Annotated in this window: 22 protein-coding genes and 3 pseudogenes; 12 read left to right on the top strand and 13 right to left on the bottom strand. The window is 68.3% G+C overall.

Going from position 1 to position 20,725, the window contains the following annotated elements:
- Positions 1 to 4 precede the first annotated feature (4 nt).
- Both ABT114_RS50720 and ABT114_RS36895 read right to left on the bottom strand, forming a co-directional pair.
- Positions 5 to 259 (bottom strand): annotated as a pseudogene (locus tag ABT114_RS50720) (hypothetical protein); the annotation flags it as partial.
- On the bottom strand, positions 250 to 1,233 hold the full coding sequence (locus tag ABT114_RS36895; RefSeq protein WP_351147580.1) for an aldo/keto reductase: 984 nt from the start codon (positions 1,231 to 1,233) through the stop codon (positions 250 to 252). The pseudogene ABT114_RS50720 and the gene ABT114_RS36895, both read right to left, overlap by 10 nt.
- Positions 1,234 to 1,331: 98 nt before the next feature.
- On the opposite strand from ABT114_RS36895, the gene ABT114_RS36900 reads away from it, so the two are divergent.
- Positions 1,332 to 1,940, top strand: a complete 609-nt coding sequence (locus ABT114_RS36900) for a TetR/AcrR family transcriptional regulator (protein WP_351147582.1) — start codon at positions 1,332 to 1,334, stop codon at positions 1,938 to 1,940.
- A gap of 618 nt (positions 1,941 to 2,558) precedes the next feature.
- Positions 2,559 to 2,996 carry a GNAT family N-acetyltransferase gene (locus ABT114_RS36905; protein WP_351147584.1) on the top strand — a complete coding sequence of 146 codons (438 nt, stop codon included), beginning with the start codon at positions 2,559 to 2,561 and terminating at the stop codon, positions 2,994 to 2,996.
- Here ABT114_RS36905 and ABT114_RS36910 read toward each other — a convergent pair.
- The 5 genes from ABT114_RS36910 to ABT114_RS36930 all read right to left on the bottom strand — a co-directional run bounded on the left by ABT114_RS36910 (position 2,972) and on the right by ABT114_RS36930 (position 6,512).
- A complete protein-coding gene (locus ABT114_RS36910) occupies positions 2,972 to 3,400 on the bottom strand; it encodes a hypothetical protein (RefSeq protein ID WP_351147586.1) in 429 nt (142 codons plus the stop codon). The genes ABT114_RS36905 and ABT114_RS36910 overlap by 25 nt on opposite strands.
- Before the next feature lie 105 nt (positions 3,401 to 3,505).
- A complete protein-coding gene (locus ABT114_RS36915) occupies positions 3,506 to 3,862 on the bottom strand; it encodes an ester cyclase (RefSeq protein ID WP_351147587.1) in 357 nt (118 codons plus the stop codon).
- A gap of 53 nt (positions 3,863 to 3,915) precedes the next feature.
- Positions 3,916 to 4,161 (bottom strand): MarR family winged helix-turn-helix transcriptional regulator, encoded by a 246-nt coding sequence (locus ABT114_RS36920; protein WP_351147589.1) that lies wholly within the window; start codon positions 4,159 to 4,161, stop codon positions 3,916 to 3,918.
- Between the two features lie 582 nt (positions 4,162 to 4,743).
- Positions 4,744 to 5,856, bottom strand: a complete 1,113-nt coding sequence (locus ABT114_RS36925) for a sensor histidine kinase (RefSeq protein ID WP_502988453.1) — start codon at positions 5,854 to 5,856, stop codon at positions 4,744 to 4,746.
- Entirely contained in the window at positions 5,853 to 6,512 is a 660-nt protein-coding gene (locus ABT114_RS36930; protein ID WP_351147821.1) for a response regulator, read from the bottom strand. The genes ABT114_RS36925 and ABT114_RS36930 overlap by 4 nt, the downstream gene beginning before the upstream one ends.
- Positions 6,513 to 7,068: 556 nt before the next feature.
- Between ABT114_RS36930 and ABT114_RS36935 the strand changes: the two genes are divergently transcribed.
- From ABT114_RS36935 to ABT114_RS36950, 4 genes and pseudogenes are all read left to right on the top strand, one after another.
- Positions 7,069 to 7,197 (top strand): hypothetical protein, encoded by a 129-nt coding sequence (locus ABT114_RS36935; protein WP_351147591.1) that lies wholly within the window; start codon positions 7,069 to 7,071, stop codon positions 7,195 to 7,197.
- Positions 7,198 to 7,519: 322 nt separating this feature from the next.
- Positions 7,520 to 8,143 carry a histidine phosphatase family protein gene (locus ABT114_RS36940; protein ID WP_351147823.1) on the top strand — a complete coding sequence of 208 codons (624 nt, stop codon included), beginning with the start codon at positions 7,520 to 7,522 and terminating at the stop codon, positions 8,141 to 8,143.
- 474 nt (positions 8,144 to 8,617) lie between these two features.
- On the top strand, positions 8,618 to 9,649 hold the full coding sequence (locus ABT114_RS36945; RefSeq protein WP_351147592.1) for a tyrosine-type recombinase/integrase: 1,032 nt from the start codon (positions 8,618 to 8,620) through the stop codon (positions 9,647 to 9,649).
- A gap of 3 nt (positions 9,650 to 9,652) precedes the next feature.
- Positions 9,653 to 9,841 (top strand): annotated as a pseudogene (locus ABT114_RS36950) (helix-turn-helix domain-containing protein); the annotation flags it as partial.
- Between the two features lie 77 nt (positions 9,842 to 9,918).
- On the opposite strand, the gene ABT114_RS36955 reads toward ABT114_RS36950, so the two are convergent.
- The 3 genes from ABT114_RS36955 to ABT114_RS36965 form a co-directional block, all read right to left on the bottom strand.
- Positions 9,919 to 10,266: a hypothetical protein gene (locus tag ABT114_RS36955; RefSeq protein WP_351147594.1), complete on the bottom strand. Its 348-nt coding sequence runs from the start codon at positions 10,264 to 10,266 to the stop codon at positions 9,919 to 9,921.
- Between the two features lie 127 nt (positions 10,267 to 10,393).
- Positions 10,394 to 11,152: a phytanoyl-CoA dioxygenase family protein gene (locus ABT114_RS36960; RefSeq protein WP_351147596.1), complete on the bottom strand. Its 759-nt coding sequence runs from the start codon at positions 11,150 to 11,152 to the stop codon at positions 10,394 to 10,396.
- 698 nt (positions 11,153 to 11,850) lie between these two features.
- Positions 11,851 to 15,240: a S8 family peptidase gene (locus tag ABT114_RS36965; protein WP_351147598.1), complete on the bottom strand. Its 3,390-nt coding sequence runs from the start codon at positions 15,238 to 15,240 to the stop codon at positions 11,851 to 11,853.
- Positions 15,241 to 15,324: 84 nt separating this feature from the next.
- Between ABT114_RS36965 and ABT114_RS36970 the strand changes: the two genes are divergently transcribed.
- Entirely contained in the window at positions 15,325 to 15,552 is a 228-nt protein-coding gene (locus ABT114_RS36970; protein WP_351147600.1) for a hypothetical protein, read from the top strand.
- Between the two features lie 84 nt (positions 15,553 to 15,636).
- On the opposite strand, the pseudogene ABT114_RS36975 reads toward ABT114_RS36970, so the two are convergent.
- Positions 15,637 to 16,090 (bottom strand): annotated as a pseudogene (locus ABT114_RS36975) (ISL3 family transposase); the annotation flags it as partial.
- A gap of 483 nt (positions 16,091 to 16,573) precedes the next feature.
- Between ABT114_RS36975 and ABT114_RS50725 the strand changes: the two are divergent.
- Entirely contained in the window at positions 16,574 to 16,717 is a 144-nt protein-coding gene (locus ABT114_RS50725; RefSeq protein ID WP_502988456.1) for a hypothetical protein, read from the top strand.
- A gap of 200 nt (positions 16,718 to 16,917) precedes the next feature.
- On the opposite strand, the gene ABT114_RS36985 is transcribed toward ABT114_RS50725, so the two are convergent.
- Positions 16,918 to 17,301: a hypothetical protein gene (locus tag ABT114_RS36985; protein ID WP_351147826.1), complete on the bottom strand. Its 384-nt coding sequence runs from the start codon at positions 17,299 to 17,301 to the stop codon at positions 16,918 to 16,920.
- A gap of 63 nt (positions 17,302 to 17,364) precedes the next feature.
- Here ABT114_RS36985 and ABT114_RS36990 point away from each other — a divergent pair, with 63 nt between their 5' ends.
- Positions 17,365 to 17,640 carry a hypothetical protein gene (locus tag ABT114_RS36990; RefSeq protein ID WP_351147602.1) on the top strand — a complete coding sequence of 92 codons (276 nt, stop codon included), beginning with the start codon at positions 17,365 to 17,367 and terminating at the stop codon, positions 17,638 to 17,640.
- Between the two features lie 24 nt (positions 17,641 to 17,664).
- Here ABT114_RS36990 and ABT114_RS36995 read toward each other — a convergent pair whose 3' ends face one another.
- Positions 17,665 to 18,828, bottom strand: a complete 1,164-nt coding sequence (locus ABT114_RS36995) for an NAD-dependent formate dehydrogenase (RefSeq protein ID WP_351147604.1) — start codon at positions 18,826 to 18,828, stop codon at positions 17,665 to 17,667.
- Between the two features lie 250 nt (positions 18,829 to 19,078).
- On the opposite strand from ABT114_RS36995, the gene ABT114_RS37000 reads away from it, so the two are divergent.
- From ABT114_RS37000 to ABT114_RS37010, 3 genes are all read left to right on the top strand, one after another.
- Positions 19,079 to 19,309, top strand: coding sequence for a hypothetical protein (locus tag ABT114_RS37000; protein WP_351147605.1), 231 nt, complete (start codon positions 19,079 to 19,081; stop codon positions 19,307 to 19,309).
- 293 nt (positions 19,310 to 19,602) lie between these two features.
- Complete coding sequence (locus tag ABT114_RS37005; RefSeq protein WP_351147606.1) at positions 19,603 to 19,881, top strand: FmdB family zinc ribbon protein; 279 nt, start codon at positions 19,603 to 19,605, stop codon at positions 19,879 to 19,881.
- Between the two features lie 194 nt (positions 19,882 to 20,075).
- Positions 20,076 to 20,711 carry an AmiS/UreI family transporter gene (locus ABT114_RS37010; protein WP_351147608.1) on the top strand — a complete coding sequence of 212 codons (636 nt, stop codon included), beginning with the start codon at positions 20,076 to 20,078 and terminating at the stop codon, positions 20,709 to 20,711.
- The last annotated feature ends 14 nt before the right edge of the window (positions 20,712 to 20,725 follow it).

Consider the following 20,725-nt stretch of genomic DNA (forward strand, 5'->3'; position numbering starts at 1 on the left):
CCTGCGACCAGCTCACGAGGACGACTTCCTCGCCCTTGGCGGCCAGTGTTCGGGCGGCGGCGGATCCGATGCCGGCGCTGGCGCCGGTGATGATGGTCTGCTGCTTCCTGGTCGATGTCCTGTTCGGTGGTGTCGTGCGGTGGCGGACTCGCCTGTCGACTCCAGGCCTGGGCGGGACGTGCCGCCGGGACCTCCGGAGAGGGTCCCGGCAGTGCCCGTGAGGGGGCGGTTCCGGCCCGGAGTTGGGAGTCAGATCCAGGTGGGCATCTGGGCATAGCGGGCGCCGAAGCCGCCGCGGGGCAGGATCTCGTCGATCGCGGCGAGGTCCGCTTCACTCAGGGTGATGTCGGCGGCGCGGGTGTTCTCCTCGGCGCGGCGGGGGCTGCGGGTGCCGGGGATGGGCACGATGTGCTCGCCCCGGGTGAGCAGCCAGGCCAGGGCCAGTTGGGAGACGGTGATGCCTTGGGCGGCGGCGAGGTCGCTGAGCCGGTTGACGGCGTCGACGTTCTTCTCGAAGTTGCCGGGCTGCCAGCGAGGGTCGATGTTGCGCATGTCGGTGGCGTCGTACTCGCCGGCGGGCTTGGCGGTGCCGGTGATGAAGCCGCGGCCGAGCGGGGAGTAGGCGACGAAGCCGATGCCGAGTTCGTCGAGGACCGGGAAGAGCTGCTCGACGTCCCGCTCGAACAGGGAGTACTCGGTCTGCAGGACGGAGACAGGCTGCACGGCGTGAGCCTTGCGGATGGTCTGGGGGCCGGCCTCGCTCAGGCCGAAGTACTTGACCTTGCCCGCGTCGATCAGTTCCTTGACGGTGCCCGCGACGTCCTCGATCGGCACGTCCGGGTCGACGCGGTGCTGGTAAAGGACGTCGATGTGGTCGACGCCGAGGTAGCGCAGGCTGTTGTCGGTGACCTTGCGGATGTTGTCGGGTCGGCTGTTGAGAGCCCGGCCGAGCTGCTCGCGGGGCACGGACAGGTCGAAGCCGAACTTGGTGGCCAGGACCACCTCGTCGCGAAAGTCCTTGACCGCCTTGCCGACCAGGATCTCGTTGGAGCCGGTACCGAAGCCGTAGAGCTCCGCGGTGTCGAAGAAGGTGACGCCCAGGTCGTGGGCGTGCCGGATGGCGGCGATGCCCTCCTGCTCGTCGCCGGGGCCGTAGGCCATCGTGAGGCCCATCGAGCCGTAGCCGATCGCCGAGACGGTCAGGCCCTGGCTGCCGAGTGTCCTGTGCTGCATGACGTGCTCCTCTGGTCAAACCAAACGGTTCCGTTTTGACGATACGCCTCGCTCGCTCCCCCGCCAAACCGAACAGTTCTGCTGGGTACCCTGGGGGTATGACCTCCTCGACCGGCGCGGACTCGACCCGCGACCGCATTGTTGCCGCGGCCAGGGCCGAGTTCTCCCGGTACGGCATCGCCGGTGCGCGCATCGACCGCATTGCCAAGGCCGCGAAGACCAGCAAGGAACGCCTCTACGTGTACTTCCGCAGCAAGGAGGCCCTCTACCGGTTCGTCGCCGAACAGGAGATGGCCGCCGTGGCGGAGGCGACCCGCCTGGACCCCACCGACCTGCCCGAATACGCCGGGCGGGTGCACGACTACTTCCTGCGCCACCCTGACGGTTTCCGGCTCATGCACTGGGGCCGACTGGAATTCGCGGGCAGCGCCGCCGACGCCGCCACCGGGGAAACCGTCCGACGCAAGGTCGAGCAGCTGCGCAAGGCCCAGGAGGCCGGCTACCTGGATCCCGCCTGGGAGCCCATCGACATCCTCGTCTTCGTCAACCAGATCGCCATGGCCTGGCCCGGACAACTCGACCTGGTCGACGCCGCCGACGGCCAGGTCCGCGACCCCTCCCTGCCGGCCCGCCGCGCCGCCGTCGTCGCCGCCGTCCAGCGCCTCTTTCCCGCCACGGCACACGACACCACCGACGGCACCGGCTGACCGTCCACCGCGGACAACGGACAAGGAAGATCTCGGCGGTGAGGGCCCGAGCGGCATGCGACGGTGGACAGTTGCTCGGCGTCCGGTGTGCCGGGCTCCAGGACGAGGGTCGGATGCGGACGGTTCAGGTCCCGGGAGCCGATGACCCAGCGGGGGCGGGCCAGCACGACTTCCGGAGCAGGGGCGTCGAGGAGGTCCTCCGCCACCTGCGACAGGATCCACGGCTGGACCCTGCCGCCCTGGCAGCCCAAGGCCACGATGCGTCCCGGGGCCATGGCGAGTGCTGGGCACAGGGTGTGCGGGCGCCGCGCTCCGGGCCGCAGAGCCCCGGGGTGCGCCCAGGAAGGGCTGTCCAGGTGGGACGCCAGTCTCCGTACTGACTGCTGGCCAGTTTCAGGGGTTGTGTCCGCGTCGCGCGTAGTGGGGAGTGAGGAACATCCATGGCAGATCGTTCGCCAAGTCTTCGTCGGCCCCGGTGGGCGGCTGACGGAGCGTTGGCAGCCGGAGGTTTCTGAAGTCATGGTGGTACGGGCGGCTATTCGTTGGGGGTGAGTGGTCGGCTATGACCCGTCCTGCTGGACGCACTGAGCAGTGTCGGTCGATGGATAAGCTCCTGGCATGGATATCCGTGTAGAGATCATCCGGGGGGCGAGTCAGGGGCTCGTCGACGCTTTCAGCAGGTTGCTTCCGCAGTTGTCTTCGACCGCCAAGCCCCTCGACTACGAGGCGATCGATCGGATGGTGACCTGTGATGCCAACACAGTGCTCGTCGCCCGAACGCCTGACGCGATCGTCGGCACCCTGACGCTGGTTCTGTTGCCCTTGCCGTCCGGTTTGCGGGCCCGCGTCGAAGACGTGGTCGTTGACAGTGCGGTGCGAGGCCAGGGCGTCGCCGGTCTTCTCACCCAGGAGGCCCTGCGGATCGCCCGGGAGGCGGGTGCCCGGACGGTTGATCTCACCTCCCGACCGGATCGTGCGGCGGCGAACCGGCTGTATGAGCGTCTCGGCTTCCAGGCCCGACAGTCCACGGTCTACCGCTTCCCGGTCGACGGGTAGGCGAGGCAGTCGGTGCCGACCCGTTCCGCGTAGCGCATCGCGGTGGTGGCGCTGACGCCCAGGGCATCCGCGAGGTCGGTGGGCGGGGCCTCACGGACCATCTGGAGCCGGGCGCGCGAGCGGGTGGCCAGGGGCCGGATGCCGATCGCGGGGAGAATGTTCGCGACGGCGTGCATCGGGCGGCCCGGCATGAAGCCGGGAAATAGCAGGGGGGAGGTCGGGTTCGCGGCGGTGCTGAGGCCAGGGCGAGCCGTCAGGTGAACGCGGATCACGACCGCCACCGGTTCGGGCACGTTCAACCAGACGGAGCCGAAGCTGACTTGGAGTCCATCAGGGCCGTCGCGCACTTGATCAATGCGGAGTTTGACGATCCTGGAGAGCGGCCGGCCGAAGAGGACGAGCATCAGCCCGATGGCCCGGTGGGCAGCGGGCAGCGTGTTGCGGCGCTGACCGCAGTGCAGTCAGGTCCCGGCTGCCGGCCCTGCCTCCGCCAGGTTCGGCGAGGGGCGTCACCTGCCCTGGCGGGCAAAGCTGGAAAGCCCCCACAGCTCTGCGATCCGTCCGCGGTGCACGCGGAAGATCTCCATCATGGTGGGCGCGGTGCCGGGGGCGCCGCCCGGAATTCCGCACAGCACCGACCGAACAGCGACCTTGTCGCGGTCGACGAGCATGTCCTCGACGGTGACCCGAACCTCGGGATAGGCCGCAAAGAGCCCGGACCAGGCACGAGAGACGGCAGCAACACCTGTCGTTCCCAGTGGATGACTTACGAAGTCCACCGCGAAGATCGCCTCAAGAGCCGTGAGGTCGCGCGCGTTGAACGCCTCGTACATGCGCCGGCCAAGAGTTGTGGCTTCATCCGTCATCAGGGCTTCTCCTGTTCCGTCCCGGACGGGGGGACATGATTGCGGGGTGTCGACTATGGACGTGTGCCATCGCTGCCGATCGAGTCGACATTGGTCCCCAGACGCCGCAGGACCTGCCGCAGAGCCCACTGTTCGTCGACGGTGATGCCGTCGAGCAGCCTGCGCTGATACTCCTGGTGTCGCTGGTCCAGGTCAGCCGCGGTCCGTTCGCCGGCAGGTGTCAGCTGCGCCAGGACGTAACGATTGTCCTCAGGGTTCATCCGCCGGGTCACAAGCCCCTCGGACTCGAACTCCTTCACGAGGCGCTGCGCTGGCAGGCCGAACTCGTCCCCGTCATCCAGGCGCGGCTGGGCCCCGGCCCGACCCCCTGCCCCGGGCGCGAAGGCGATCGTCGCGACGGTCTTCGCCTGCGTCGACGCGGCAACCGAACTCTGGGCCGGACACGACGGACGACTCGACCTGGCAGACCTCTACGACCAGTGCCTCGCAGCGGTGCGGGGCCGCGGCTGAGGCGCACACACTTCGCCCGCGCCTACGTCATCCCCGTCGGCTGACCCGCCCACCGCCGCCAGGCCGCTGGGAGGACGACGACTCGTAGGACGTGATGAGAACGCCTCCGGGAACGGGCCGGACCGGCAGGAACCGCGAACGCCGCCCCAAAGGGGCCAGGTCAGTGAATGACTCGCCTGTTCCATCGGATCGCGTGGAGAGCCGGATGCTCGGCCGACGGGCGGTTCGACGACGGTGCGCCCAGCGGCAATAGTTGCGCACCGCGGCACACCGCCGGCGTCGCTCGGTGCCGAGTTGTGTGACAGCGGCTTGGCTTGCGTAGCCCCCTGTGCGGAAGTGCCGACTTGCCGACGTGGCCATCGCGTCACGCGTTACCCAGGAGCTGTGCCGGCTGCTGGAAGCTCCAGGCGTAGTTCGTAGCCGCCGTCGACCGTGGGACCGAAGGTTACGGTGCCGCCGAGGAGTGCGGCGCGCTGACGCAGGCCGACCAGGCCGTAGTGCGCGCTGGGCAGGGGCAGGGCGGGCCGGGTAGGTGCGGTGTTGGTGATGGAGACGCGGATGCATGTGCCCTCGTGATGGATGCGCACCGTTGCGGTGGCGCCGGGAGCGTGTTTGCGTGCGTTGGTGAGTGCTTCCTGGACGGTGCGGTAGACGGCGCGCTGGACGGCGGGCGGCAGGCCGTCGGGCAGGTCCGTCGTCAGCTGGGCCTCGATGCCGCTGCTGCGGACCAGCTGCTCGAGGTCGGCCAGGGACGGCTGCGGGGTCAGTTCGGTGGGGCGCCCATCGGAGGCGCGCAGGACGCTGACCATGTGGCGGAGCTCGTCGAGGGTCTGGACGCTGAGCCGCCGGATGGTGCCGGCCGCTTCCTTGGCTTCCGCGTCGCGGGTGCCGACCTGGAGCGCTCCGGCCCGTACCGCGATCAGACTGACCTGGTGGGAGACCACGTCGTGCATCTCCCGGGCGAGCTCGGCGCGCTCCCTGGCCAGGACGGCCTGGGCGGTCAGCAGCTGCTCGTGGTCCCGGGCCTCGGAGATCTCAACGAGTCGCAGCGACAGGTCGCGCCGTGTCTGGACGAGCTGGCCGAGGAAGACGGGCGCGGCTGCCGTCGCCCCGGTGTAGCCGAGCGTGATCAGCGTGGACACCTTCGTGAGGTCGAAGATCGGGGACGGCCATGAGGTCATGTCGCTCAGCGTGAACGCCAGGGCGCAGACGGCCAGGAGGACACGGTGGCGGGTGACCGAGGCGAGCGTGTACAGCGCGATCAGAGAGGCGGTGACCGCGTCGGAGAGCAGCACGGCGGGAAGGGTGAGCAGGAAAGTGAACAGCGGCAGGCGGCGGCGCAGCAGCAGGGCGAATGCGGCCCCGAGGGCACCGGCCATGCGCAGCTGCTGGTGGGCGTCCCAGTGCACCCAGGTGTCGAACAGCGAGACGCCGACCGGCAGGGCGACCGGCAGCGGCAGGAGCAGGCGGCGCAGAGCCGTCAACGGTTGCCCCCTTCCCCCTTGAGGAGGCCGGCCCGCTGGGCGAGCAGGGCGGCCTGCACCCGGCCGCCCACCTCCAGCTTGGTGAGGATGGCGCTCACGTGGTCCTTGACCGTGCCGGTGCTCAGGTACAGCCGGGTGGCGATGTCCGTGTTGGAGAGTCCTTCGGCGATGAGAAGGAGCACGGCCCGCTCGCGGTCGGTGAGCCGGTCGAGGCGGCCGGAGGCGTGGTTCTGTGAGTCGGCGTCCAGGTAGCCGTCCACCACGGTCCGGGTCACCTTGGACGACAGTACGGTGTCGCCGTCGGCCAGGGAACGCACCAGGAACGGCAGCTCCTCGGGGTCGGTGTCCTTGAGCAGGAACCCCGCGGCGCCCGAGCGGAGCGCCGTCGCCACGTACTCGTCCATGTCGAACGTCGTGAGCATGGCCACCACCGGGGGGTGCGGGAGCCGGCGGAGTTCGGCCAGGACGGTGAGTCCGTCGACGTCGGGCATCCGGATGTCCAGCAGCACGACGTCGGGGGCTTTCTCCTGCGCCGTCCGGAGTGCCTGGCCGCCGGAAACCGCCGCAATGACCTCGATGCCATCGGCCGTGTCGAGGATGCGCTGGAAGCCCATGCGGATCAGGGCCTCGTCGTCGACCACCAGTACCCGGATCACCCGTGCTCCACTCGCCATCGGACCACTGTCCGATTCGTACCATGTTGTGGAGCGCCCTGCCTGGTGCCGCACGCCGGATCCTGCCCGGAGGCGCAGCCGCGCCAGCCAGTCGGCGGGGTGGTTCCAGACACCTGCTGGATGGTCGTCACCGACAGGGCGCACGGACCCTGGAGTACATGACGCACGACACACCGTCGACCGTGCCGCCCGCCGTGAAACCGACGGACGACTCCCCCTTCCGCGCGTCGTCGACTGGACGGTTGGTCGGTTTGGGCCTGGCCCGCGGTCTGGCCATCCTGGTCATGGCTCGCGGCGCGCGTGGGCCCCGAGCCGTCGGTGGGCGACCTCACCCGGCCCCGCGTACCGGCCAAGATCGCCGCCGGCGGCGCCGCCCTTGCGGTGATCGGATACGGCGGGTTCTGGCTGGTCCCGCACCTGGTGCCGGGCGCGCAGACCGCCGTGAGCGCGGCCACGGAAAGGCGGCCCGACCGCATCGGCCTGGTGGTCCGACGCCGTCGGCGACGAACCCCTGCCGGGCAGGCCTGCCCGGCAACTGGTGGCCGCCCTGCACAGCCAGACGACCTGGTCCGTTGTGGGCAACACCGGTGTCGCCCTGGCGGCCTTGGCCACCTGCCTGTTCGCCACCGCCCGCCTCACGCGTGCGCGGTGGCTGGGCGCCCCGTGATCGCCGACGGTTCCGTCTCCCTGACCGCCTACGTCGGTACGTCGTCGCCATCAAGGCCTTCGGCATCGACGACATGGCCGATTCCGCTGCGCTTCCGGTCTTTCGCGGCTACACCGCGGTGGCCGTGCTCTCGGCCCTGGCCTGGAGCCGCCTCTTCAGGCGAGGCCCGCCCGCTGGAGTACGCCCTGTACGCCACCACAACACATGCCATCTCATCCACCAGCCAACGGTGTAGTGCCCCACCACACAGCGTGGCACGGCAGTTAAGGAGGTCAGGCGTATGATGATGTCTCTGACGTTTCTGAGTGCGACCACCGAGGAGATGACGAGGGTCTTCGGTGACCCGTCCCCCCGTGAGACCGGCCTACCGCAGCCACGCTCCCCCCACACGGGTTTTCCTCCCTACTCGCTGGCCGTCCGCGGACCTTCGACCCACTGCGCGCGAACCGCCGCTGCCCTCGGTCTGGAGGCCATGCCCGAGCCCGCCCTGCGCGACTTCGACTACGGCCAGTGGTCCGGCCGCGCAGTAGCCGACGTCGCCGCCAGCGACCCCGACGGGTACTCGGCCTGGTTCACCGACCCGGATTCTGCACCGCACGGCGGCGAGTCGGTGCGCCAGCTCTGCCTGCGAACCGCCCACTGGCTGAGCCACTTGCCGCCTGACGCCCATCGTGGACTGGCCATTGTCGAATCGTCCGTGATCCGGGCGGCGCTCGTCCATGCCCTCTCGGCACCCGTGAGAGCCTTCTGGCATCTCGACATGCCGTGGCCGTCCACAGTTTCTCTCATATTCCACGACGGCAGCTGCAACGTCCGGTTCGGCTACGGCACTCCGCGAAACGTCCGGCGCGGCCAAGACATGTTAGGGCGACCTCGGAGCGTTCGGTGCCGTACCGGGCCGACCGGGTGGGTACGCACGGGCGCCACCTACGGACCGGTCGCCTGACCGCTCCCAGGGGCCCGAGACACCGTGACCGGCGTACCGGTACGCCGGTACGCCGGTCACGGTGTCTCCAGCGACGCTGTGCTCTCCGGGGCACGCGTCCGCTACGACGCGAGCGCCTTCCCGACCCGTCGCCCCGTACGGTGCCGCGAAGGCCGCGGCCGAGTCTTCCGTTCGGAACTGGAGTTCACGCGGGTTCCGTGAGGACCGTGGCGCGGAGAACAGTGCAAATGAGCAGGTGGGAGCCTTCTCGCTGTTTGTCACTCGTGCGTGTCAACTTCTCCGAGTTACTGGCAGATTCTGCGAGTTTGGCCAGTAACTTGCGAGGCTATGCGGGATTCGGGAAGTCGCCGCCGTCTGACGTTGCTCACCGGGCAGCCGGCCGACGGCGATGGGCATGGCTCTGGCGGGCCTGAGGACGGCGGCCTGGCCGATGTCCAGGTGCTCCAGCGGCGGGCTGCTGCACAGACCCATGCCGTGGATGAGCAGGGCTTCTATCTGGAGACCGTGTCGGAGTATCTGTGGGCCCGGGATGTTGCCGGGCTTGCTTCGACGACGTTGGAGAATCTGGTACGGCCGGTACTGGAGCTGTGCTCCTTCTACGACCTGGTGCCGTGGCGGCTCACACCGCGGCACGTGGACCGCTTCTATGCAGGTCAGGGCCGCCGGGCCCGCTCGACCGTGCGGAGCAAGCTGTCCAAGGTCGACCACTACTTCGCGTTTCTGGAACAGCGCTATGCCGGGGAGATCGCCAGGCGGTTCGGCGCAACCGTCGAGTCGCCGGTCGACACGTTCAACAGGCCCGTGCACCGGGGGGACTTCGGCTTGCGGATTCCCCCGTCGCAGCGCGCGCTGACGGAGTGCTTTGCCCGGTGGCGGGTGTCCCTGCCCGCTGCCCGCAAGTACCAGGTGGCCGTACGCGACTACGTGATGGCCAAGATCGCTTACATCTCCGGGGTCCGCGCGAGTGAGCTGTGCGCGGTCCGCCTCGGAGACATCCACTGGGAGCTCGGTCAGTGGGGCAGATTCGTGGTCCAGGGCAAGGGAGCCGGCGGTTCGGGCAAGCGGGAGCGGCAGGCTTACCTATTCGAGGAGGGACGCGAACTGCTGTGGTGGTACATCGAAGAGGTCCGCGGATCGTTCAGCGACGACGCCTCGGACCCGGCGGCACCGCTGTTTCCCTCCGAGCGGCGGCCCCGGGCGGTGGCTGCCTTGGACATCGCCGTGGCCACAGCGGTGCGGCCTGACGCGTTCCGCAAGGCGCTCAAGAGCGCTGGCAAGCTCTACCTTCCCGGGCCGGTGACCTGCCTGTTTCCTCACCTGCTGCGGCATGCGCGGGCGACGCATCTCTACGAGAGCGGCATGGCGCTGTGGGACGTCCAGAAGGTTCTTGGCCATATCTGGGCCAGCACCACGGTCGGCTACCTCTCGACCGTCCAGGCGGACCCGGAGCTGGCGAGCCTGCAGTCCGCCCGGCGGGCGGTCCGTCGGCTGAGCATGGAGGCATGAACGATGAAGTGGAATCTGCGGATGGTCGCCGCACAGCGTGACATCTGGCGGCCGACGCAGCTGCAGGCCGTCTTGGCCGAGGTGGGGTTCACGCCGTCACTGAGCAAGGTCGCTGCGTTGTGGAGCGGTAAGCAGGTCACGGTCCGGCTGGAGGACCTGGACAAGATCTGCGCGGCGCTTGACTGCACCGTGCCCTCGTCCTGATCGCTGTCTATGCCATCCGTCCTAAGCAGGTCGCCGAGATCCGGCTGGAGGATCTCGACCGGTCCTCAGGGCGTCTGCGGATCCGCAGGCCGAACCGGCTCGACCACGAGGTCTGCCTGGACGAGTTCGCCCTGCAACTGGTCAAGGACTGGCTGGTTGAGCGTCACCGCCGCTGGCCATTGAGCAGCAACCCCCATCTGATCGTCAGCCCCATCACCGCCATGCACGTCGACCGGCCGGCGGTCGGCATCTCCAACTTCCACGCGATGCGCGACCGGATCGGGATCAACGCCACGCAGCTTCGGCAGGACCGGTTCCTCGATGAGGCACGAGAGACCGCGGATCCGGTTCGGCTGATGCGTTTGTTCGGAATTTCCTCGCACACTGCGATCCACTACGTCCGTGCTGCTCACCCGGAGTTCTTCACCATCGATCCCGCCCAGGCTTGAGACGTGACGTCCACCGATCGTGAGTGGTGACGGAGCGGCATCGCTTGGGCTGGATCTGGTCGTGTGGTCAGATCACCCATCTCTCTGGTGGTCAACCAGATGCAGGACGGGTGGGCGGTGTCGATGACTGGGGCCTGAGGGGCCCGTAGTCGAGCCACGGGTCCTGGAGAAACTCGTTTCGATGGGAGTCATGGTCCCGAGCGCTGATCCGGAAGTACAGCGCACGTCGTGTCTGCTCTGATTCGTAGTTGCCGCCGATGTTGTGGCCGAGGAGGTAGTGCGCGAGCAGCAGGTCCCCCGCCCGTCCCCTGATCTGCTCGGGCTCGGGCCAATCGATCGGTGGGTAGGCACAGAACATCTGCGGGCCGTGATCGCGGAAGTATACGGCGTGTGTGAGATGGGTGCCTGGCCAGACCCAGAGATTGCCGGAGTTTTCAGTCAGCTGATCAGACATCAGGATGCAGGCCAGAAGTGTGAACGTGCCCTGCACTGGCTCACCGGTCGGTTCCGGCCTGCCGGCGTCAATGTGGGGGCCACCAGGACGGTGTGAGTACGGCGGGATGTTCAGTGCGACCTGCACCTGCCAGGGGTACTTCAGCGTCCCGGCCCCGGCCAGTCCCTCGGCGAGACCGAATGCAGGGCTACGGGTCAAAGGCGCTCTCAGCGCCGGCTCGTCCTTGGTCCGGAGGAAGTAGAAGTGGTGGCCGTGCGTGTCGGCGGGAGGTGGATCGGCAGCGATGATCTCGTCGACCCGCCTGGCCGCCTGGTCCAGAAGATCGCCCTGCACCACCTGAGGAACCAGGACGAAGCCTCGCTCTGCGAACTCGTTTATCTGACTGTCGCTCAGCACTTGGTCACCCTAAAGCGACAGCATCCGCAGCAGCGAAGGGATTTCTGCGTCAAGCCAAGTGTCAGTCGGAGATCCGGCGCCACGACGTCGGCCCACTCGGGACTGGGCATTCATGATCACGAAGGTGTCTGACAGGCTGGTCCGTGAGGCTCTCCGCACCGGCTGGAGGCCTCATCCTTAAGCCTGAGACTCGCGCCGGGCGAACCCGCGTGCCTCCTCGCTTCAAAACCCATCCTCCGCCAGCAGGTTCCTGCCAAGGCAGCCCTCAGATTCTGCGAACCCGCTGGTTTCCTCCTAGCACCGCAAACCACCGCTCCCGCACCTCACGACGCGGCTGCCGCTGCCGTGGCGATCACGACGGCGGTGCGGGTCCTGCGCGCCGACAACGTCCCGGCTGCCAGCCAGGCGGTCAAGTGGCTGACCGACCGGGTAGCCGCCACCGGCGGCCCGCTCTACCCCGCCGGGGTCATCGCGCTCGGCGGCACGCTCTCGCCCGTACTCGAATCGGCCCTGCGCTGCAACCGTGAGACGAAGCTGATGCCCGTGGCGCGCCCGCGCCACCGCACCGCCGTCGCCTCCACCCGGCCCCGACAGCCCAGGACTTTCGGGCCCGCAGGTCACCGACCGCCCTGTGGACCGCTGCTGCAATGCGGCCGCGCCGGCCCTTTCGGGGCCGGCGCGGCCGTGTCCTACGGGTGTCAGCTCACGTCGTACGCACGCGTCACGGTCTGGGTGACCGCGTTGCCGTTCGCGTCGGTGAGCGTGACCTTCAGCGTGACGGGCTTGCCACTGGCGCCCGTGTGGTCGAGGACCGCCGTCCAGGCACCGTCCTGCTGCCGGGTCTCGGCCTGGGTCCAGGTGCTGCCGCCGTTGTACGAGTAGGACAGCGAGGCCGCCGTGATCGCACCGGGGGTGTACCCGGCGTGGCCCTCGGCCGACAGGCCGATCCGGACCCCGCTCTCGGCGGCCACCCGGTTCAGGGAGTCCACCGGCACGTCGTACGCGGGGAAGAGGATCGGCAGGCCCTGCGAGTAGACGTCCGACTCCAGGTGCGAGCGGAAGCTCCAGGTCGTGGTGATCTGGCTGGAGCGCAGCCAGTTCCGGTCCGAGCTGGCGAACTTGAAGAGGTTCTGGGTGAGTTCGTACGCGGAGTCCTCGTCCGGTACCTCGAACACGCCGGAGGGCCAGGCGCTGGTGCCGATGGTCTCACCGTTGCGCTTCAGTTCCAGGTTGCCGAAGTCGCCGAAGGACCCGCCGTAGGACCAGTGGTCCCCGGAGCCGTCGAGCCAGAAGGCGCTCTGGAAGCCGATCAGGTCGCCCTGCCGCTCGGCGGCCAGCTCCAGCGCGCCGTTCTCGTCGCGCGCCGCGGCCGGGCGCAGCACGCCGCGGTACCACTCCTCGGTGCCCTTCTGCCCTGCCTGGTAGGTGCGGTCCTGGTCCTGCAGGACGGCGGCCCAGGGGAAGGTCGTCATCGCGTAGTGCGACCAGGCGTCGTCGCCGGGGGTGTAGTAGGCGGTACGGGTACCGGGCACGTGGACCGCGTCGCCCGCGCTCACCATGATGTAGGTGTCATCGCTCCAGGACGGGCGGACCCACAGGAAGTCGCGGTAGTCGGCCTCCTTGCCGACCGCGTTCCACTTCTCGGTGACCTGGGCCAGGCCGGCGTTCTTCGCGCGGTACACCTGGTCGGACTTGATCGGGCCGTCGGTCGGGTAGGTGAGGTTGTACACGTAGGACGAGTCGGCGTCGGAGCCGGCGAGGCGCCAGGTGGAGCGGAACTCGTACGAGCCCGTCCTGGCCCGGCCGTCCACCGACGCGTAGTAGTCCCGCACGGTGCTGCCGGCGGTGAGCGTGCCGGTCATCAGCCAGTAGTCGTCCCAGGTCCGGACGTAGCTGAGGGTGGTCCGGCTCAAGGTCGCCGGGCGCTCGGTCTCAACGCTCAGCCGGTTGGCCTTCCTTGCGTCGAGGACCACAGTGGTGTCACCGGTGATCCGCAGCTGCGGGTCCGCGAGGTAGCTGACCGACGTGGCCGCACCCGCGTCGTCGTACGACACCGCGAAGCTGCTGATCGTGTAGTCGCCCGGGCGGACGCTGTACTCCTCCTCGGCGGCACCGTCGAGGGTGCGGCGCTCGGCGCTGTCGGTGTCCATCGCGGTGACGTCCAGGGAGCTGTCGCCGGTCGCGGGCTCGCCGTTGCGGTCGAGGACCTTGACCTTGAGCGTCACGGTCTCCGGCTCGACGTAGAGCGTGAACGGCACGGAGACGTGCACCCCGTCGCCGGTGGCCAGGATGCGCCCGGTGACGCCGCCGTACTGGTCGTCCTTGAGGTGCGCGGTCGGGTCGATCTGCAGCGGCACCTTGACGGTGCCCCCGGCCGGAACGGTCACCTTCTTGTCGCCCAGCTGGGCCACCGGGGTGGTGACGGTGCTGCCGTCATTGCCGTGCACCCCGCTGACGTCCAGCTTCAGGGTGACGGCCGTGCTGCCGCTGTTGGTGAACGGCACATCCACGGTGGTGCGGTCGGACGCCTGCTGCGGCCAGTCGTAGGTACCGGCCTGGACGGCGGGCTCGGAGACCACCGTCTCGTCGATCGCGGCGGCGACGTCCAGCACGCCGGCACCGACCTCGTCGGCCTCACCGACACTGCCGCCGGTCCGGGCGGAGCCGACCAGGGCGGCCTTGACCTGCTGCGCGGTCCAGTCGGGGTGCGCCTGGCGGACGATGGCGGCGGCACCGGCGACATGCGGGGTGGCCATGGAGGTACCCGACATCGTCTGGTACGCGTACACGCCGCGGCCGCCCGCGTTGGCCGCGGATATCCCGACGCCGGGGGCAGCGATCTCGGGCTTGAGCGTGTGGGTGACGGCGACCGGGCCCCGGCTCGAGAACGACGCCGTGGTGTCGTCGCGGTCGACTGCGCCGACGGTCAGCACACCGGGTGCACAGCCGGGCGAGGAGACGGTCTCGGCGTGCGGGCCGGAGTTGCCCGCGGCGACGACGAACAGGGTACGGGTGCTCTGCGAGAGCTCCTTCGCGGCCTGCGCCATGACGTCGGTGCAGTCGCCCACGTCTGTGGAGCCCAGGCTCATCGAGACCACGTCGGCCTGCTGGTCGACGGCCCACTGCATACCCGCGATGATCCAGGAGGAGTCGCCCTCGCCGGAGTCGTTGAGCACCTTGCCGATGAGCAGGGACGTGCCGGGGGCGACGCCCTTCTTCTTGCCGTCGCTCGCCGCGCCCGAACCGCCGACCGTGGAGGCGGTGTGGGTGCCGTGGCCCTGCTTGTCGGCGGTGCCGCTGCTGGATCCGGTGAAATCTTTGGACTCGGCGACTCGGTTCTGCAGGTCGGGGTGGTCGGCGTCGACTCCGGTGTCCAGCACGGCGACCTTCGTACCGGTCCCGTCGTAGCCGGCCGCCCAGGCCGCGGGGGCGTTCACCTGGGCGGTCGACTTGTCGAGGGTGGCGGTTACCTTACGGTCCAGCCACAGCTTCTTGAGAGCGGAGGCGGCGCGGGACTTCTTGTCGGTGACGTCCTGCCAGAAGTCGGTGGCGGAGGCCTTGTCGGCCTTGAGCGCGACACCGTCCACCGCCGAGAGGGTCAGTCCCCGCTCGGCCCCGCGAGGCGTGACCGGGAGGCTGCGGCCGACATCGGTCCCGTCCTGGTATGTCGCAATGAGCGGGAGGGTGTCGGAGTGCGCGTCGTCGTAGCCCTGCCGGACCAGGCCGGTGACGTTGAACAGCTCCTCGTCGACCAGGCCGTCGGCGAGCGCCCGGCTTGCCGAGGCGGGGTAGACATACAGGTCGTCACCGACCTGGCGGGTCTGGACGATCGGGTCGCTGCCGTCCTCGTCGGGCAGTACGACGACGGAACTGCGGCCCTGCGCATCGGTGGTGACGCGAACCTTGTCACCGCTGACCAGAGTCACGGTCGCAGTCGAACCGCCTGCCTTCGACGCCGCCTTACTGCCGACGATCGGTCTTCCGCCGTCCCCCGAGGACGGCGGGGTCGCCGTCGAGGGGAAAGCCGCGGTGACAGCCAGGACCGCGGCGGTCGCCGCGCCCAGCGTCAGCCGGGATATCAGAGCCATGGAACTCCCTCGCTGCTCTCCCCCCGGGGGCAGGGGTGTGCCCGGTGGACTGCGCACGGCGCAGCCCCCTGCACGGGAGGATGAATGGTTGCTCGTCAGCACATTGCCACAGGGCCAATTCAGCAGCGGATGGTGATCGTGACGGCTTCCCGCCGTGGCCTGTTTCCGCCACAGCGGGACGTGTCCGGCGAAGGCGGCGAAGAGAAAACCGGCGCCGTAAGTGGCCATGAGCCGGCCAACGTCATCGGCGCAGTCGCATGCGGCGCGGAACCAGAATCAGGCAATGAACACGAAGAATCCGGCACCCGCTGAGCAACCGGAAGCCGGCAACGTCATCGGAGCCACGACGCCCGGCCGTGGAAGCGAGAGGCGGCTCAGTGGTCGCGCTTGCCGTGCTCTCGTGAGCATCCGCAGCGCGGTCGAGCGGGAGATCGCGACGGCGAGGCATCGGGAGAGAAGGGCGCCGGCCCGGCCCGCCAACTCCTTTACAAAATAACCAAGTTGCCCCGACAGTCGGGGCGTGCGGCGCTCGTAACGCTCCAGCAGACCGGGACCCTGCTCGCGGAAGGTCTGCCGCGCGCAGCCGAGCACCGGCCAGATCAGGCGCCGCACCTGCACCGACACCACCACCCGTCGACCACCCGTCGACCGTCCACCGGCACGCCCGCGACCGTGCTCCCATGGAAGCCACACACCCTCGCGGCCGGTGCCCCGCACAGTGGGCACGACACTGCCTCCGCCGGGTTCGCGCCGACCGACGGATCACCTCGCCCCCGCCCTCCGCATCCTCGACGACCAGCGCCGACAACCCAGAAAACACAGTTTCCACAAGGGAGTTGACGTCACGCACGCGACACCGACGACCTCGGCCACGCTTCGACACCACCGGCTACGGGACAGAGCCGTTCATTTGCAGACCCCAGCCGCGCCGCGTAGAGCTCGGCCAGGTCCTCCTCAGGTCCAGCCTGCTCCAACTGCTGTTGCTAGCGCGCAGAGTCCGGCCGTCCACATTCAGGTACGGCGTGGCCAGCGCGGTGCCCAGGGCCGCCAGGTGGACGAGGTCGTCGCCGGGTCGGGTGGTGCCGCGCGCAGGCTGGCATGGCTCGCGCCGGATCGGAGAACCTCGGGACCGTCGACTACGTCGTGATGCTCGGATATCTGCTGGGCATCATCGGGGTCGGGTGGTGGGGCAAAGACGCGCCACGTCCAAGAGCGATTTCCTGGTCGCCGGCCGCCGCCTCGGCCCCATCCCCCGCGCTGGGCGGCATGTGGTCGATCACCCTGATGGGGGATCATCACTCAATACGACGAGGGGTATCTGTCCGGTGCCTGGATGGTCGCCTCCATCGGGCTCGGCCTTCTCGCCCTGAGCATCTTCTTCTCCGCCCGGATCGCCCGGCTGCGCGTCTATACCGTCGCGGAGATGCTCTCACTCGCTCCTGCCCCGCTCCCCCGGTGCACGCCCCGTGGACCTTGATGGCGCAGCCGGGCTCGGCTGGAAACTGGACTTCAGCACCCCGGCAGGAACGACCGATCTTCCAACCGCTGACATTCAGGCCGAGCGCACGCTGAGACGCGCCGTGGCCGCCGGCCTACCGCGGCCACTGACCAGCGGCCGGCGGCGGGCTCCCGGTCAACGTCAGCGGGTGCTGAGGGAGCCCCCCGGGCCCGGGCTTGTCAGAGCTTCCCGCCGATCTCACACGCCCGGCACGGCGGCCGGCCGCAGGTGCACTGCATGATGGCGTTCAGGACCTCGCGGTCGTGGTAGAGGCACTCATCCCTGCAAGTGTGGCGCGGGATGAATCCGGCCGGGATCTCACCGGGCCACGGCTCGTGACCATCCCGGCAGCGGACGAACCGCTCGGGGTCGGTGGAGTGCAGTTCGTGCATCCTCCCCCGCGCCTCGTCTTCCAGCTCCCGTACTCGCTCCACCAGGCTCTTGAGCTCGGCGGCGATACTGGAGTACCGGTCGGCGCCAGTCCTTACGTGTGCGGCCCGCAGTGCCATCGCTGCGTTACCCAAAAACCTGCTGGCATCCTGAAGGTCGGTCACGTGATGCATTTGAATGCCGTTCACGCCCCGTACCCACACGGCGTCGCTGCTGCTCACTGATCCGCCTTCCCGGTGTTCACCTTGGTTCTCTTGCGAAACGGTATGCGCGGCGCCGATGCCTCCGCATATGGAAAAATTAATCTATTTACGGACACTAAAGGTCTCGGAAACGTTCGTCCAGCATATGCCGGAGTGAGTCGACTCACAGCAGCATGGAATCGCGGCGGGCATGACATGCCAGAAGATCCATTGCCCACCCACCTGGTGGATCTTGTACTGGATCTTCATGTACTGGATCTTCTTGTGCCGGGTGCCGGATCTTCCAATGAATCCTCTGCCGATATCTGACCACCGGCATTTATGCGTTATTCGTCATCCGGCCACGGTGTAAGAGCGCGCTCCTGTCCCGGCAAGCCCACCGCCGTCGACGATCAGGTACTCGGGGCGGATGGGGCGTCCGTCGAGCCAGCACTCCAGGATCTCCCGGGTGCCGGCCGCGTACCGGGCCTGCGCCGACAGGGTCGAACCGGAGACGTGCGGTGTCATCGCTTCATGCGGCATGGTGCGCCAGGGATGGTCGGGCGGTGGCGGCTGCGGATACCAGACGTCACCGGCGTAACCGGCCAGCTGGCCGCTGTTGAGGGCCCGCACCACGGCGTCGCGGTTGACGATGAGCGCGCGTGCGGTGTTCACGATGTACGAACCGCGCTTCATGACCCCGATCAGGTCATCGTCGAAGAGGTTCTGCGTCTGCGGATGCAGCGGAGCGTGGATCGACAGTACGTCGACCGAGGAGGCCAGCGAACCCGCGTCAGGATGCCAGGTCAGCTCCAGTTCCTCTTCGACCTCCTTGGGCAGCCGGTGCACGTCGCAGTAGTGCAGGGTGACGTCGAACGGCTTGAGGCGACGCAGTACCGCCTGGCCGATACGGCCGGAGCCGAGGACGCCGACGTCCATGCCTTCGAGGTCATAGGCGCGCGAGACGCTGTCCGCGATGTTCCAGCCCTTCTTGGCGGTCACCCAGTCGTGAGCGGGCATGTAGCTGTGCACCAGGGTGAGGATCTGCATGACGGCATGCTCGGACACGCTGATGCTGTTGCTGTAGGTCACCTCCGCCACCGTCATGCCGTGGGCGATGGCGCTCGGCAGGTCGACGTGGTCCGATCCGATCCCGGCGGTGATCGCGAGCCTGAGCTGGGGAGCCGCGGCAATCCGCTCGGGGGTCAGATAAGCGGGCCAGAAGGGCTGCGAGATCACCACGTCGGTGTCGGGCAGCTCACGGTCCAGGGTGGAATCCGGGCCTTCCTTGTCGCTGGTGACGACAAAGGTGTCGCCTCGGTCCTCCAGGAACCGGCGCAGTCCCAGTTCCCCCGAGACGCTGCCGAGGAGCTGCCCCGGGGTGAAATCTATGGCTTGCGGGGTCGGCGCGGTCTGACCGCCCGGATAGCCAGTGATGGCCGGAATCTCGTCGCGGGCGTAGTCGGGAGGATAACCGCCCACGGGGTCCGGATAGAGCACCGCAAGGATCTTTGCCATGGCCGTCCTCCATCGGTAAGGCCCCTGCTCCGCTTAGCCGATGGGGCACCGATGATCTTGAATTTTAGTCGAGCACGCGTCGGCGCTGCAATCCCCGGGGACATTGGGCAAGTGGGCCAGTGGATAGGGATGCAGAAGCGCCGACGAGCACGCGGCAGCAGCGGGGGGACTCGGTGTGCGCGGAGCCTTCCGACGCGCCCAGACGAATCAGGGCCCGAGAGGGAATCCCGACAGCCGGCACGCTTCGCCGGTGCCCAATCCGAACCGGGAGGCGATTTCGAACCGTCACGCGAGCCGTTCCGCTCGTGTCTGCGCCGGGGCGTCCTCGCGGCGATCGCGCTCGGCGCGCCTTCTCGGTGGTGCGGCCCGTTACGCACCGGAGGCCTTCCCCTGGCCTGAGGCGACGTTTCCCGTGACGCCGTTCGCCATCAAGGTGTCCGGTGCCTTGCTGCCGGCGCTGCTGCTCTGTTCGCCGGTCTGACCGCCACCGACCTGGTCCTGGTCATCGGCAGGACGGCACTGGCCCGGCGGGGACGACTCATCAATATCACTGGCTCGTTCGTGCTAGGGCTGCTGACGTGTCTCGGCGCACGAAATGGGCTGCCGGAGCCGGTCATGACATGTGCAGACGCCGGTTTCTACATCGGCTGCACGACGTTCTCGACTTGACACGTGGATTACCCTTAGAAAAGGAATTGCGGTGTGGTGTGTGCCTGTTGGAGCGTGCCGCATACGTTTGGGCTGGCCAGCGTCACCGGCATCCGGAGGCAGCTCATGGCAACCTATGAATATGTATGCAGCCGGTGTGGGCCTTTCGATGTGAGGTTGGCTATCGGTACCGCGCCCAGAGTTTACGGCTGTCCTGCTTGCGCAGACGCCGCGAGACGTGTGTACTCCGCGCCCGGCCTTTCAGTGACCTCGAGCGCGACCGCCGCCCTCCATGAGCGGGAGGAGCAGGCCCGTGAGGCCCCAGCGGTAGTCTCCGAAGTGCCACCACGCACAAGGGTGGAACGGCACCCGCACCCCGCGCTCTCACGGTTGCCGCGTCCCTGAGGGCGGTGATCGACAAGGCAGAAGAACGTCTCACGCGGGTTTCGACGCCGGAACCCGGACGTCGTTCCCGCAGCGGCGCGCGGAATGCGGAATCACGTGACCCTCGCCGGAAACGGCGCCGCATCCCCGGCAGTCGGTCGGCGACCCGGGCACAACGCGATTCCCACCCACGCGGACTTAGGAGGTGCGTCCCCGTGGGAAATGTGGGACTGCTCTTTGTCGGTGCCGTTCTGTTCGTGAACGGGCTGTTGTTGCTGGAGAAGGTCGACGCCAAGTCCGCAGCAGTGTTCAACCTCTTCGTGGGTGGACTGCAGGTACTGACGCCGACCTACCTCATCTTCACGGCCGGCGATGACCCCATGAAGGTACTGGCGGCGTCCGGGATCTACCTGTTCGGATTCACCTATCTGTATGTGGGAATTGTCCTGCTCGCCGGCATCGACAACATCGGCGTCGGCTACTACTCCCTCTTCGTGGCGATCGTCGCCCTAGGGTATTCGTTCGTCAATTTCCACCTCTTCAAGGACTACCCGTTCGGAGTCATCTGGCTCTACTGGGCCTTCCTTTGGTTCCTGTTCTTCCTGCTGCTCGGTCTCAAGAAGACAGAGCTGTCCACGTATGTGGGCTGGGTGACGGCGATCGAGGGCTGGGTCACCGGTGTCATTCCCGCGGCGCTGCTGCTGTCCGGCTACTGGAAGCACACCACGGAGATCGCCATCGCCCTCGGGGTCTTCGGTGTCGTCGTATTCGCGGCGCTGTGGCCGCTCACCAGGAAATCGCGGCAGCCGGCCACGGCCGGATCGGCCGGAAGTACGGGCACAACGTCCTGACCGGATCAGAAACG

The sequence above is a fragment of the Streptomyces sp. NPDC002088 genome (assembly GCF_040296605.1).
Classification (GTDB): domain Bacteria; phylum Actinomycetota; class Actinomycetes; order Streptomycetales; family Streptomycetaceae; genus Streptomyces.